We start from the raw sequence: 13,836 nt of genomic DNA, 5'->3' as shown, positions 1-13,836 counted from the left end.
CGAAGCAGGCGCTCTAAGGGATTAGCATCATGGTGGAAACTCTTCCGGCAGCAGATTACATCGAGTTCGCGCGCCCGTTTCCAATGCATCGTGGAGGTGTACTGGAAGATTTCAGGCTGACGTATGAGACGTTCGGGCAACTGAATGATCGTCGCGACAACATCGTCCTGGTGCTGCCCGGCATGTCCGCCAACAGCCACGTCTGCAGTGTCGCCCGCGATCCTGAGGCGGGTTGGTGGGAGGACTTTGCCGGTTCAGGCAAGCCGATCGATACAGACCGCTGGTATGTGATCTGTTTCAACTATCTGGGGGGTTGCAAGGGCTCGACGGGGCCGCTGTCCACCGAGCGGGCGAGTGGCAGGCCTTACCAGTCGCGCTTTCCCGAGCTGAGCATCGAAGACATCGTCGACACGATCGTCATGGCCGTGAAAGCGCTGGGCATGGCGCAAGTGACCTGCCTGATCGGCGCTTCGATGGGGGGCATGTGTGCGCTGGCCCTGTTGACCCGGCATCCGGGGTTTGTCCGGCATCACATCAACCTGTGCGGCGCGGCCAGTTCGCTTCCCGTGTCCACGGCCTTGCGTTCATTGCAGCGGGAAGCCATCCGCAGTGATCCGCTGTGGGCCGGTGGCGAGTATTCGCCGGATGCGCGCCCGATCCATGGCATGACGCTGGCTCGCAAGATCGGCCTGTTGAGTTATCGCTCCGGCGCGCAATTGAATCGCCGTTTCAGCCGCAGCGATCAGGCGGCCGGTAAATCCGCCGGCATGACCCACGACTTTGAAGTCGAGGATTATCTGCAGGCCAACGCCTGGCGATTCGCACGGGATTTCGACCCTAACAGTTATCTGCAGCTAAGCCGCGCGATTGATCTTTATGCCTGTCTGACGCCGCCGCAGGGCGGTTTTCAGACTGCCGGGCTGGAGCAGGTTCTGGTGGTCGGCGTCGAGAGCGACACGCTGTTTCCTGTTGCGCAACAGCAGCACATCGCTCAAGGGCTCGAGCAGGATGGTGCCGAGGTGACCTTTGTCCGGCTAGATTGCCCGGACGGCCACGACGCCTTTCTGACCGATCTGCGGGCGTTCAAGCCGCTGCTGGAACATTTCATGAATCGTATTGGTTCCGTCCTTCCTGCGGGCAGGGCGGAGCGTTGTCTGGAGTTGCACGATGAACGATTTTGACAAGGTTGCATTGGTGACCGGTGCCAACCGTGGCATCGGTTTTGAGGTGGCGCGACAACTGGCCGCCGAGGGCGTGACAGTGGTACTCAGTGGCAGGAATTATCAGGCTGTCGCTCAGGCGGCCGACGAATTGGTCGGCATGGGCCTGAAGGCGTTCCCGTGCCTGCTGGATGTCACGGATGAAGACAGCATCGCCTCGGCGGTCAAATTGCTGGAGGCGAAGTTTGGTCGACTGGATATTCTGATCAATAACGCCGCGATCCGTATCGAATCCTACGGGTTGAACCCTTCGCAACAACCACTTCAACAGTGGCGCCAGACGTTTGAAACCAACCTGTTCGGCATGGTCGCGGTGACCCAGCATTGTCTGCCGCTGATTCGTCAATCTGCGGCCGGGCGCATCGTCAACGTATCCAGTCTGCTGGCATCGCTCACCACCCATACGGACGTCGATTCTTACGCCTATTCACCGATGTTCAAATCCTTGCCGGGCTACAGCGCCAGTAAAAGCGGGGTGAATTCGTGGACGGTTCATCTGGCTTACGAGCTTCGCGACACGCCCGTCAAGGTCAATGCCGTGCACCCCGGTTACACCAAAACCGGCATGAATGATGGCGCCGGTGATCTCGATGTGCAGGAAGGCGCGCGGACCAGTGTCGCGCTGGCATTGATTGGTGCCGATGGCCCCACGGGCACTTACCGCCATCAGGACCACGTGATTCCCTGGTGAGTCGTCGCTGTTTTTCTGCTTCCAACTGTCCAGTAGAAAGGATTCTTCATGATTAAGCTTGCACTCGTCACCGATAAGCCGAACCTGCACATTGACTACGACATGCCGCCATTGCTGGAAGCCTGCAAGCAACTGTCGATCAACGCCGATGTGTGCTTCTGGGACGATCCGTCAATCGATTGGGCGGCGTATACCGCCGTATTGATCCGTTCACCGTGGGACTGCATTGAAAGCCTCGACGAATTCTTTGCCTGGTGCGACAAGGTGCATGCACTGACCTGCCTGTTGAACGTGCCGTCCGTGGCCCGGTGGGGCTTGAACAAGTTGTACCTGAAGGACATTGCTGCGCGCGGCGTGCCGATTATTCCGAGTGTGTTCCTGGCGCCCGACGACGCTCCCGAGGGTTATCTGGCTGACTTCCTCGACGCGAACACCGACAGCCACGAATTTGTCGTCAAACCGACGATCGGCTCGTATTCGCGCGGGGTGAAAAGATTTGTCCGCGGCGGTTCCCAGGCCGCGCTGGCACACATTCGCGCGCTGCAAAAGCGCGGTTCGCATGTGATCATTCAGCCGTACATCACCACCATCGACACTTACGGCGAGACGGACCTGACCTTCTTCGATAACACCTTCAGCCATTCCATCCGCAAGGGCGCCATGCTCATGGCGGACGGTACGGTGAATGTGCCGACCCCCGAATTTCGGCAGCCGCGCGAGGCGGATGCCGAGGAGCAGGCGGTGGCGCTATCGGCGCTGGTGGCTTCTGCCGAGGTGCTCGGCCTTGAGCTGCCGTTGCTCTACGGCCGGGTCGACGTGATCCGCGACTATGACGGTCGGCCGATGATCATGGAAATGGAGATCTGCGAGCCTTCGCTCAACCTGCCGTTTCGCGCCGACAGTGCGATGAACCTGATCAAAGGCGTGCTCAAGCGCATCGACCGGCACCTGGTCGATCTCTGACACCCTCCGCGAACACCAGTAAACAAGCCCGACAGCATTGCCGGGCTTTTTTTGTGCGCGCGATTATTCGACTATGGGCGTTCCGATGGCACAAGGAACAGGCGTCATGACCAAGACAGCCGAGCGGGTCAACATTGTCGATACTCATGTGTTGTCCCACGACTGGTATCTGTTGCAGAAAATCACCTTCGACTATCTGCGCAACAACGGTGACTGGCAGCGGCAGACTCGCGAAGTCTACGACCGTGGCAATGGCGCGGCGATTCTGTTGTTCAACCGCGAAAAGCGCACGGTGGTGCTGACCCGCCAATTTCGCTTGCCGGTGTTCGTCAACGGCCACGACGGCTTGTTGATCGAAGTGGCGGCGGGGCTGCTGGAAGGTGCGGCGCCGGAACAGCGGATCCGCGACGAGGCCGAAGAGGAAACCGGTTACCGCGTGCATGAGGTGAAGAAGGTCTTCGAGGCCTACATGAGCCCCGGCTCGGTGACAGAGAAGCTGCACTTTTTTATCGCCGAATACGACGCGAAGTCGAAGGTCAGCGAGGGCGGCGGCCTGGAAGAGGAAACCGAAGAACTGGAAGTGCTGGAGTGGCGCTTCGATGAGGCACTGGCGGCGTTTCAGCGCGGCGAGATCTGCGACGCCAAGACCATCATGCTGCTGCAATACGCGGCGATGAATAATCTTTTCGACAGATGATTCAACGCCAATCCATTGTGGCGAGGGAGCTTGCTCCCGCTGGGCTGCGCAGCGGCCCCAGGTTTTTGCCCGTGCTGCGCACTGGAGCGGGAGCAAGCGCCCTCGCTACACAATGGCATTTACGGGGTTAAAACAGGTCCCCTGTTCTACCGACATCAGACCAGTCCCCGCCCTCCAGCGTCAGCAACCGCTCCTTGGCCTCAAGCCCACCCGCAAACCCGGTCAACTTCCCCGACGCGCCGATCACCCGATGACACGGCGCCACAATCGAGATCGGGTTACGCCCGTTCGCCGCGCCCACCGCACGCACCGCCGTCGGGTTGCCGATCTGCTCGGCGATCTGGCTGTAGGTGCGGGTTTGGCCAAACGGAATGGTCAACAGCGCCGCCCAGACCTTCTTCTGAAAATCGGTGCCGACAAAATCCAGTTCCAGGTCGAAGCGATCACGCTTGCCGGCAAAATATTCCTCAAGCTGCTGCGCGGTTCGCTGCAGCAGCGGATTGTCCGGCGCTTCGCTCATCGGACCGAGGCGCACCCGGCCCGGTTTGTCGTTTTCCCAGAGGATGGCCGCCAGTCGTGAGCCGTTCGCAACCAGCTTCAATTCGCCGACCGGTGAGGGCAGGGTGATGAACGTGTACGACATGGGCAGAACTCCGGATCGGTACGGCGAGAGCGCCCAGCATACTGCCTGAGCGGGGAGGCGCAAATCGTAATAGCGACCATACTGCTTGGTGCTTTTGCAGCGTTCCCCTCTGTTCTGCACAGAACCCGAAAACAAAAAAGAGATCGACTCATGAAGTACGAACCTTTGGCCAAAACGCTGATTGCGACGTCACTGGCACTGAGCTGCCTCATGGCCCACGCCGCTTCCGTAGCACCGGTTGCCGCCGAAAACGGCATGGTGGTCACCGCTCAACACCTGGCCTCGCATGTCGGTGTCGATGTGTTGAAAAACGGCGGTAATGCGGTGGATGCGGCGGTCGCTGTGGGCTATGCGCTGGCGGTGGTGTATCCCGCCGCAGGCAACCTCGGCGGTGGCGGTTTCATGACCATTCAACTGGCGGACGGGCGCAAGACGTTCCTCGACTTCCGCGAAAAAGCCCCGCTGGCGGCGACGGCCAACATGTACCTGGACAAGGACGGCAACGTCGTCCCGGATCTGAGCACTCGTGGTCACCTCGCCGTGGCGGTGCCGGGCACCGTGTCGGGCATGGAGCTGGCGCTGAGCAAGTACGGCACCAAACCGCGCAAGGACATGATCGCCCCGGCGATCAAACTGGCGGAAGACGGCTTCGAGCTGGAGCAGGGCGACGTCGATCTGTTGGACTACGCCACCGATGTGTTCAAAAAGGACATGCGTGATTCCGGCTCGATCTTCCTGCACAACGGCGAGCCGATGCAGGTCGGGCAGAAGCTGGTGCAGAAGGATCTGGCGAAGACCCTGCGCACCATTTCCGAAAAAGGCGCTGACGGTTTCTATAAAGGCTGGGTGGCCGACGCCATCGTCACGTCCAGTCAGGCCAACAAGGGCATCATCACCCAGGCCGACCTCGACAAATACAAGACCCGCGAACTGGCCCCGGTGGAGTGCGATTACCGTGGCTACCATGTGGTTTCGGCGCCACCGCCAAGCTCCGGCGGGGTGGTGATCTGCGAGATCATGAACATTCTTGAAGGCTATCCGATGAAGGATCTGGGCTTCCATTCGGCCCAAGGCATGCACTACCAGATCGAAGCGATGCGTCACGCTTACGTGGACCGCAACAGCTATCTGGGTGACCCGGATTTTGTGAAGAACCCGATCGAGCATCTGCTGGACAAGAACTACGCGACCAAGCTGCGCAACGCGATCCAGCCGCAGAAGGCCGGGATCTCCGCCGAACTGAAACCCGGCGTCGCGCCGCATGAAGGCAACAACACCACGCACTATTCGATCGTCGACAAGTGGGGCAACGCGGTGTCGGTGACTTACACCCTCAACGACTGGTTCGGCGCCGGGGTGATGGCGAGCAAGACCGGGGTGATCCTCAATGACGAGATGGACGACTTCACCTCCAAGGTCGGCGTGCCGAACATGTACGGTCTGGTGCAGGGCGAGGCCAATGCCATCGCTCCGGGCAAAACCCCGCTGTCGTCAATGAGCCCGACCATCGTCACCAAGGACGGCAAAGTGGTGATGGTGGTTGGTACGCCGGGTGGCAGTCGGATCATCACCGCGACCTTGCTGACCATGCTCAACGTCATCGATTACGGCATGGGCCTGCAGGAAGCCGTCGACGCGCCGCGTTTCCACCAGCAATGGATGCCTGAAGAAACCAACCTCGAAGACTTCGCCGCCAGCCCGGATACGAAGAAGATCCTCGAGAGCTGGGGCCACAAGTTCGCCGGGCCGCAGGATGCCAACCACATCGCCGCGATCCTGGTCGGCGCGCCGTCGCTGGGCGGTAAACCGGTGGGCAAAAACCGTTTCTACGGGGCCAACGATCCACGGCGCAATACCGGGTTGTCATTGGGTTACTGAGAGGCGTAAAACAGGCGGCGGGGCTCAGCTCCGCCCCCTGTCTCAAGGATCGATCAAGGAAGGCCCATCATGTCTAGCGCATTGCTGATCATCGACGTCCAACAGGCTCTCTGCTCAGGCGAGTATCAGTGCTTCGACATCCACCGTGTGATCGACACCATTAACCAGCTCAGCACGCGTGCGCGCAAGACTGGCGTGCCGGTGGTGCTGATACAGCATGAAGAAAAGGACAGTCCTTTGGCCTACAGTGCCGAAGGCTGGCAACTCGCCGACGGCCTGCTGACGACGGAGCAAGACCTGCGCGTACGCAAAACCACCCCGGATTCGTTCTATCAGACCGAGCTGGGCAAACTGCTGCCCAGCGAAGACTTCGAACGCCTGATCATTTGCGGCCTGCAGACCGACTACTGCGTCAACGCCACCGTGCGCCAGGCCCATCAACGGGGTTACGACGTGGTGCTCGTGGCGGACGCCCATTCCACCGTGAACGACAGCACGATGAGCGCCGAAGACATCATCGCCGAACACAACAAGGACCTGGCGCACCTGACGGGCGCCACGGCCCGGGTCGACGTCAAACCCGCAGCCGAGATCACTTTCTAAAACCAGCGCATACCCCTGTGGGAGCGAGCTTGCTCGCGAAAGCGGTGGGCCTGTGACGCATGTGTTGGCTGACCCGACGCCTTCGCGAGCAAGCCCACTCCCACAATGATTGATGGTGTTCACCAATTCCCATGTCCAGCACAAATCCCCTGTGGGAGGGGGCTTGCTCGCGAAAGCGGTGGGCCTGTGACGCATGTGTTGGCTGACCCGACGCCTTCGCGAGCAAGCCCACTCCCACAATGATTGATGGTGTTCACCAATTCCCATGTCCAGCACAAATCCCCTGTGGGAGCGGGCTTGCTCGCGAAAGCGGTGGGTCTCTGACCATGCGTTGGCTGACCCGACGCCTTCGCGGGCAAGCCCACTCCCACAATGATTGAAGGTGTTCACAGATTCCTTGCCCAGCACAAATCCCCTGTGGGAGCGGGCTTGCTCGCGAAAACGGTGGGTCTGTGACGCATGTGTTGGCTGACCCGACGCCTTCGCGAGCAAGCCCACTCCCACAATGATTGAAGGTGTTCACCAATTCCCATGTCCAGCATGAGTTCCCTGTGGCGAGCGAGCTTGCTCGCGCCGGCTGCGTAGCAGCCCTCACACTTCAAGTCGCAAACAAAACCCCACGAATCTCCCCAACCCGCGGTGCCACGACGCCCTCCAGCACCAACCGCGTAATGGTCTCGGCTGCCGTCGCGTAATCCTCATCCTGCGGCACTGCGCGCCCGGTGATGCAGCCCATCTGCCAGCCAATATTGGTGTAGGTGCGGGTCGCCGACCAGATGAACAGCATCAGGTGTTCCGGGTCCACCGGGGCCAGCAGGCCGCGTTCGATCCAGCTGCGCAGGCACTCGACGTTGCGTCGGGCTTCGGCGTGCAACAGGTCGCGGCATTCGTCTGGCAACTGGCGCCCGCCGAGCAGCAGCTCGCCGCTGAATACCCTGGCAATCGCCGGGTGTTCGCGGGCGATGCGGATGCGTGCGGCGATGTAGGCGTGCAGGCCGATCAGCGGGTCATCGCTTTCGCGCAACGCTGCCGAGGCTTCCAGCAGCGGTTCGACAAATCCCAGGAGGACTTTCGAGTACAGGTTTTCCTTGGTCTGGAAGTAGTAATACAGGTTGGCCTTGGGCACGCCGGCACGGGCGGCGATGTCGCGGGTCTGGGTGGCGTCGAAGCCGTTGGCGGCGAACTCTTCGCTGGCGGCGGCGAGGATCAGTTGCTCGTTGCGTACGCGGATGGCGCTCATGGGAACACGGTGTGAATAGAAGGCATGGGCAGATACGGGCAATTTCGGTTTCGCAATATACAAAACTATATAGCGGCGAAGCCAGCTAACTGTTCCACTTGCGACAGGGCTGAGCGGATATTTTTGTGTAAATTTCCTGATTCAGTCTTTCCTCAAGCGAGCGCTCTCTCTAGAATCCGCCACGCCTCCGCAATGGAGGCTCATTGCTATCATTTGGCTCGGTTCACATAGGGAAGACAACATGCAATTCGGGAAAATCCTGGCGCTGGGCCTGGTGCTTGCGCTCGGTGGCTGTGCCAGTTTCACCAAAGACGAAGTCGCGCCGGTCAAACTGCCATCGATGGCCAGCTACGCCAACAAACCCAATGTCTATGTGGACTTCGACTTCTATCAGGGCGAGCCGAAAAGCGCTTCGGCCGTAGAAGTGCCGCAGGCGCGTGATCAGCTCAAGCCTGAGCTGCAAAAGATTCTGACCGATTCGGGCCTGTTCGGCCGTGTCACCCTGGACGAGTTCCAGAAGCAACCGGGCGACTACAGCCTGCGTCTGAAAATGTACAACCATCCGCCGAATGCCGGTTCGATGGTGCTGGGCTTCATCAGTGGTTTCAGCCTGGGGGTGATCCCGGCATACGGCACCGATCAGTACACCATGAGCCTCGAAGCCGTGGACGGAACGGGTCAGGCCCTGACCACCGCGAGCAACCATGATGCGGTCGGTACCTGGATCGGCATCTGGTTCATTCCGCTGATGGGCAACACTCCGAAGGCGGCGGTCAACGACACCTTCGCCCGTCAGGTCAATGCGCTGCTCAAGCAGATGATCGACAACAACAACCTGAAATACTCGGCACTCGAGCCCCGTACTCCACGGGCCTGATGCCAAAAAAAAGAGCCGCAATCGCGGCTCTTTTTTCGCCCTTACTTCAGGGCCTGGATGAACTGAGGATCGCTGTACAGTTCTTTCAGCAAGTCACGCAGCATCGGGTTGTAGGCGTTGACCGCATTTGGAATCGCAATGAAACCGAAGAAGCTGCTGCTCCACTGGCTGCTGACATGCTTGGTCGCGTCGTAAACCACATTCTGGCCATTGAGCAGGGTGAAGCGTGCCGCGAGTTGGCCTTCGCCTGTGCCCATGCCGGCCGACAGGTTGTTCTTCACCACCAGCACTTTCAACTGACGCTGAGCCTGCTGATCAAGCAGACCGGCCTTGCGCAGTTCTTCGGTGATCGCGTCCTGGATATGCGCCGGGATGCTGCCGGATGGCGAGCGCACCGGGTTGGCCCGCACAGTCAGCGAACCTTCACCGGATTCGGCAGTTACCTGAGGATTGCTGATCGCCTGCAGCGGCGGAGTCTGCTTGAGCTTCTGAACGTTTTCGAAGCTCGGCTCATAGCGGGTCATGGTCATGCCACAACCTTGCAGCAGCACTGCCAGCATCGGGATCAACAACAGAGACTTTTTCACGGCGTTTCCTTGCGTGAGGAATAAGGGGAGCGAATTATGGGCAGAGTGCCATCATTGGGCAACCGACTTCACCGTGAAGCGCTCAGAGCTTCAACAGATTCTCGATCTGCGCCAGTTCCCAGGTACTGAGCAGATTCACCGGGTCGGTGCCGTAACGGCTGTTGAATTGCCATTCGCGGCCATCCGGGCAGCGGCACTGTTCACAGTGATGCAAGCGCCCACCCTCAAAATCCAGCAACAGGCGCCAGCCCTCGATATCGACCGCAACCAGTCCGGTATCAGCGGGTGTCTCGGATCTGTTGAACATCAGCACGCCCAGCGCAGCCTCGCGCAAGCGCTGGCAAACGTCGCGGGCGGTCAGCAATGCAGTCATGGTCGTACTCGATGGGGGCAGAAGCGCGTCAGGATAAATCGCGCGTCGACGGGTGTCAGCGATCACTGGCCCGATTCCGAACTATTCCGTAACATCCGCACCCCTCATTTTCGCGAACATCCGCGGTCACCCTCGTGGACCGCTCAGTCAGGTAAGCCATGAAACCGAAACGTCTGCGCGCCGATGTCCTGGCCGGACTCACCACCTCGTTTGCCCTGTTGCCCGAATGCATTGCGTTCGCGCTGGTGGCTCACCTCAACCCGCTGATGGGCCTGTACGGCGCCTTCATCATCTGTACGCTGACGGCGTTGTGCGGCGGCCGGCCGGGAATGGTCTCCGGGGCGGCGGGTTCGATGGCGGTGGTGATCGTGGCGCTGGTGGTGCAGCACGGCGTGCAGTACTTGCTGGCGACGGTGTTGCTCGGCGGTTTGATCATGATGGCGTTCGGCTTGTTGCGCCTGGGCAAACTGGTGCGCATGGTGCCGCATCCGGTGATGCTCGGTTTCGTCAACGGCCTGGCAATCATCATTGCACTGGCGCAACTGGAGCATTTCAAGAGCGGTGAACATTGGCTCAGCGGCACGCCGCTGTACCTGATGACCGGGCTGGTGCTGCTGACCATGGCCATCGTCTACATCCTGCCGCGCCTGACCCGCGCGGTGCCGCCGGCATTGGTGGCGATCCTCGGCGTGGGCCTGCTGGTCTACCTGTTCGGTCTGCCGACGCGCACCCTTGGCGACATGGCGCACATCGCCGGCGGTCTGCCGACTTTCGCGCTGCCTGACATCCCGTGGACGCTGGAAACCCTGCGCATCATCGCCCCGTACGCGATTCTGATGGCGCTGGTCGGTCTGCTGGAAACCCTGCTGACCCTGAACCTCACCGACGAAATCACCGAAACCCGCGGCTACCCGGATCGCGAGTGCGTGGCGCTGGGCGCGGCGAACATGGTCTCCGGCGCATTCGGTGGCATGGGCGGTTGCGCGATGATCGGCCAGACCGTGATCAACCTCAGCTCCGGCGGCCGTGGGCGTTTGTCCGGGGTGGTGGCGGGGGTGCTGATTCTGCTGTTCATCCTGTTTCTGTCGCCGCTGATCGAGCGTATTCCGCTGGCGGCACTGGTAGGAGTGATGTTCGTGGTCTCGCAGCAGACCTTCGCCTGGGCGTCGTTGCGGGTGTTGAACAAAGTGCCGCTCAACGATGTACTGGTGATCATCGCCGTGACCACTATCACCGTGTTCACCGACCTGGCCACTGCCGTACTCTGCGGGATCATCATCGCCGCGCTGAATTTCGCCTGGCAGCAGGCCCGCGAGTTGTACGCCGATGAGCATCTGGAAGCCGACGGCAGCAAACTCTACCGCCTGCACGGCACGCTGTTTTTCGCCTCGACCACGCCGTTCCTCAACCAGTTCGACCCGGCCAATGACCCAGTACGAGTGACCCTCGATTGCCGGCATTTGAGCTTCGTCGATTACTCGGCGATTGCCGCGTTGAAGACCCTGCGCGAGCGTTACGAAAAGGCGGGCAAGGAGCTGCAGGTGTTTCATCTCTCCGAGCGCTGCAAGAAGCTGTTGAAACGCGCCGGCGTCGAACACCACTGAGTGCAGTTGTGGGCGCGGCTTGCTCGCGAAGGCGGTATGTCGGTGAAACGGTATCGACTGCCACTACGCCTTCGAGCAAGCCCGCTCCCACAGAGGCGATGCCAAAGATCACTATCGGGAGAACTTCTTCGCCCCGGCCACACAAAGAATCACGCCCACCGTCACCACCAGCATGCCGATGCTGACCTGCTCATGCAGCAACGTCGCTGCCAGCGCCAGGCCGAAAAACGGTTGCAGCAACTGCAGTTGACCAACCGCGGCAATCCCGCCCTGGGCCAGGCCGCGATACCAGAACACGAACGCGACCAGCATGCTGAACAGCGAAACGTAGCCCAGACAGACCCATGCCGACACGCTGATGCCGCTGAACGACGGCGGGGCCAGCCACAGGCTCGCAATTGCCATCGGGGGCAGCGACAAGACCAGCGCCCAACAGATCACCTGCCAGCCACCCAGGGTGCGCGACAGTTTTGCGCCTTCGGCATAACCCAGACCACAGACCAGAATCGAGGCGAGCATCAGCAGGTCACCGGTGGGCGAGGCGGACAATCCCTGTGACAAGGCGAACCCCACCACCAGAGCACTGCCGAGGATCGAGAAGAACCAGAATACCGGGCGCGGACGCTCGCCACCGCGCAACACGCCAAACAGCGCAGTGGCCAATGGCAGCAAGCCGACAAAGACGATCGAATGCGCCGATGTCACGTGCTGCAATGCCAACGCCGTCAGCAGCGGGAAACCGAGCACGACGCCCAATGCCACGATCAACAACGAAAACCACTGATCCCTGGACGGTCGCCGCTCACGGAACAACCACAACAGGGCAACGGCCAGGACGCCGGCAATGGCGGCGCGCGCGACGGTGAGAAACACCGGGTCAAACTCCAGCACTGCCAGGCGCGTCGCCGGCAGCGAGCCGCTGAAGCACACCACGCCAATAAAGCCGTTGATCCAGCCGCTGGTTTTTTCCAGTGCCGGGTTGCTCACGTTTGAAGTCCGTTCCATACGATTCACACTCATTGTGGGTTGCTTTGAGAGAATCCTATGATTGAGAATCAGGACAATCAAAAAATTGTCATGGATACATCCCGACATGTCCCGCTCTCGCTACAAGACCCTCGTCGACACTTACGCCGCCGACATTCGCACCGGACGTCTGGCGCCCGGCACCCGTCTGCCGACGCACCGGCAACTGGCCACGCAGGAAGGCCTGGCGCTGGTCACGGCCTCGCGGGTGTACGCCGAACTTGAAGCCATGGGGCTGGTCAGCGGCGAAACCGGGCGCGGCACCTTCGTGCGCGAAACCTCGTTGTCGCCGGGGCAGGGCATCGACCAGAAAGACGTGGCCGTCGGCATGATCGACCTCAATTTCAACTACCCGTCCTTGCCCGGTCAGACGCAATTGTTGCGCACCGCACTGCGCCAGTTGGCGTTGTCGGGAGATCTGGAAGCGTTATTGCGCTATCAGCCCCATGCCGGCCGGGCCCACGAACGGGCTTCGGTCGCGCGCCATTTGCTCAGTCGTGGTGTCAGCGTCGACGCCGAACAAGTGCTGCTGGTGAACGGCGCCCAGCAGGGGCTGGCGGTGACGCTGATGGCGTTGCTCAAGCCCGGCGATGTGATCGCCGCCGATGCGCTGACCTATTCCGGGTTCAAAGTGCTGGCCGAGGCGTTGCATCTGGAAGTGGTGGCGATCCCGGTCAACGAGCAGGGGCCGGATCTGGCCGCGCTGGAAAAACTCTGCCGCAGTCGCTCGGTGCGTGCGGTGTACAGCATGCCGACCCTGCACAACCCGCTTGGTTGGGTGATGCCTATCGAGCAGCGCGAAGAATTGGCTGCCATCGCGCGGCGGCATGATCTGACCCTTATCGAAGATGCGGCCTACGCTTTTCTGGTGGAAGACCCGCCGCGTCCTCTGATCGACCTGGCGCCTGAGCGCACGGTCTACGTTTCGGGCCTTTCGAAGAACATCGCCACCGGCCTGCGCGTCGGTTTCATTGCTGCGCCTGCGGCCCACGTTCCGGCACTGGAGCGGGTGATTCGCGCAACCACCTGGAACACCCCGGGACTGATGACCGCGATCGTCTGCGGCTGGCTCGACGACGGCACCGTGATCGAACTGGAAGCGCAAAAACGCCACGATGCCCAGGCGCGCCAGGCACTGGCTGCCGAGTTGCTCAAAGGGTTGCCATGCGTCGCCCATCCGAACTCGTATTTCCTGTGGCTGCCCTTGCCGGAAGACGTGCGTGCCGATCAGATTGTGGTGGAGCTGATGCAGAAGCAGATTTCGGTCACCACGGCCGAGCCGTTCGCCGTATCGGCCCATGTGCCGCATGCGATTCGACTGGCCCTGGGTTCAGTGGAAATGGATGTGTTGCGGCAGGCCTTGACCACCGTCAGGAAGGTCATCGCCGCTTACCTGTAAAACAAGGCCCGGGGGACAGATGTTACCCTTGCGCA

At 60.8% G+C, this 13,836-nt stretch carries 14 protein-coding genes; 9 read left to right on the top strand and 5 right to left on the bottom strand.

Going from position 1 to position 13,836, the window contains the following annotated elements; translation table 11 throughout:
* Nucleotides 1-29 precede the first annotated feature (29 nt).
* The 4 genes from KCG87_RS12345 (at nt 30) to KCG87_RS12330 (ending at nt 3,571) form a co-directional block, all read left to right on the top strand.
* The gene (locus tag KCG87_RS12345; RefSeq protein WP_210557695.1) at nt 30-1,181 is read left to right on the top strand and encodes a homoserine O-acetyltransferase; all 1,152 of its coding nucleotides are present in this window, start codon (nt 30-32) and stop codon (nt 1,179-1,181) included.
* Nucleotides 1,168-1,911, top strand: coding sequence for an SDR family oxidoreductase (locus KCG87_RS12340; protein WP_210557696.1), 744 nt, complete (start codon nt 1,168-1,170; stop codon nt 1,909-1,911). Before KCG87_RS12345 ends, KCG87_RS12340 begins: the two co-directional genes overlap by 14 nt.
* Nucleotides 1,912-1,959: 48 nt before the next feature.
* A complete protein-coding gene (locus KCG87_RS12335) occupies nt 1,960-2,874 on the top strand; it encodes a hypothetical protein (protein ID WP_134786018.1) in 915 nt (304 codons plus the stop codon).
* 106 nt (nt 2,875-2,980) lie between these two features.
* Nucleotides 2,981-3,571: an NUDIX domain-containing protein gene (locus KCG87_RS12330; RefSeq protein ID WP_210557699.1), complete on the top strand. Its 591-nt coding sequence runs from the start codon at nt 2,981-2,983 to the stop codon at nt 3,569-3,571.
* A gap of 127 nt (nt 3,572-3,698) precedes the next feature.
* On the opposite strand, the gene KCG87_RS12325 is transcribed toward KCG87_RS12330, so the two are convergent.
* The gene (locus KCG87_RS12325) at nt 3,699-4,214 is read right to left on the bottom strand and encodes a methylated-DNA--[protein]-cysteine S-methyltransferase (protein WP_210557701.1); all 516 of its coding nucleotides are present in this window, start codon (nt 4,212-4,214) and stop codon (nt 3,699-3,701) included.
* Nucleotides 4,215-4,364: 150 nt separating this feature from the next.
* On the opposite strand from KCG87_RS12325, the gene ggt reads away from it, so the two are divergent.
* Together ggt and KCG87_RS12315 are read left to right on the top strand one after the other, a co-directional pair.
* Nucleotides 4,365-6,092: a gamma-glutamyltransferase gene (gene ggt, locus KCG87_RS12320; protein ID WP_027614698.1), complete on the top strand. Its 1,728-nt coding sequence runs from the start codon at nt 4,365-4,367 to the stop codon at nt 6,090-6,092.
* Nucleotides 6,093-6,161: 69 nt separating this feature from the next.
* Entirely contained in the window at nt 6,162-6,695 is a 534-nt protein-coding gene (locus KCG87_RS12315; RefSeq protein WP_210557703.1) for a cysteine hydrolase family protein, read from the top strand.
* A 598-nt stretch (nt 6,696-7,293) separates the two neighbouring features.
* On the opposite strand, the gene KCG87_RS12310 is transcribed toward KCG87_RS12315, so the two are convergent.
* Nucleotides 7,294-7,935, bottom strand: a complete 642-nt coding sequence (locus KCG87_RS12310) for a TetR/AcrR family transcriptional regulator (RefSeq protein ID WP_210557705.1) — start codon at nt 7,933-7,935, stop codon at nt 7,294-7,296.
* A gap of 241 nt (nt 7,936-8,176) precedes the next feature.
* On the opposite strand from KCG87_RS12310, the gene KCG87_RS12305 reads away from it, so the two are divergent.
* The gene (locus tag KCG87_RS12305) at nt 8,177-8,812 is read left to right on the top strand and encodes a hypothetical protein (RefSeq protein WP_098968177.1); all 636 of its coding nucleotides are present in this window, start codon (nt 8,177-8,179) and stop codon (nt 8,810-8,812) included.
* A gap of 41 nt (nt 8,813-8,853) precedes the next feature.
* On the opposite strand, the gene KCG87_RS12300 is transcribed toward KCG87_RS12305, so the two are convergent.
* A complete protein-coding gene (locus tag KCG87_RS12300) occupies nt 8,854-9,399 on the bottom strand; it encodes a hypothetical protein (RefSeq protein ID WP_210557707.1) in 546 nt (181 codons plus the stop codon).
* Nucleotides 9,400-9,481: 82 nt separating this feature from the next.
* Entirely contained in the window at nt 9,482-9,772 is a 291-nt protein-coding gene (locus KCG87_RS12295; RefSeq protein WP_139054592.1) for a hypothetical protein, read from the bottom strand.
* 158 nt (nt 9,773-9,930) lie between these two features.
* Between KCG87_RS12295 and KCG87_RS12290 the strand changes: the two genes are divergently transcribed.
* On the top strand, nt 9,931-11,376 hold the full coding sequence (locus KCG87_RS12290) for a SulP family inorganic anion transporter (protein WP_210557709.1): 1,446 nt from the start codon (nt 9,931-9,933) through the stop codon (nt 11,374-11,376).
* A gap of 111 nt (nt 11,377-11,487) precedes the next feature.
* Here the strand turns inward: KCG87_RS12290 and KCG87_RS12285 are convergent, their stop codons facing one another.
* Entirely contained in the window at nt 11,488-12,381 is an 894-nt protein-coding gene (locus KCG87_RS12285) for a DMT family transporter (RefSeq protein ID WP_210557710.1), read from the bottom strand.
* Between the two features lie 88 nt (nt 12,382-12,469).
* On the opposite strand from KCG87_RS12285, the gene KCG87_RS12280 reads away from it, so the two are divergent.
* Nucleotides 12,470-13,801 carry a PLP-dependent aminotransferase family protein gene (locus KCG87_RS12280; RefSeq protein ID WP_098968180.1) on the top strand — a complete coding sequence of 444 codons (1,332 nt, stop codon included), beginning with the start codon at nt 12,470-12,472 and terminating at the stop codon, nt 13,799-13,801.
* Nucleotides 13,802-13,836 lie beyond the last annotated feature (35 nt).

Origin of the sequence: Pseudomonas sp. MWU347, from assembly GCF_017947305.1 — a bacterium.
In the GTDB taxonomy this organism is placed as follows: Bacteria; Pseudomonadota; Gammaproteobacteria; order Pseudomonadales; family Pseudomonadaceae; genus Aquipseudomonas; species Aquipseudomonas putida_A.
The sequence above is the reverse complement of the archived record's forward strand: the minus strand, read 5'-3'. Positions and strand labels throughout refer to the sequence as shown.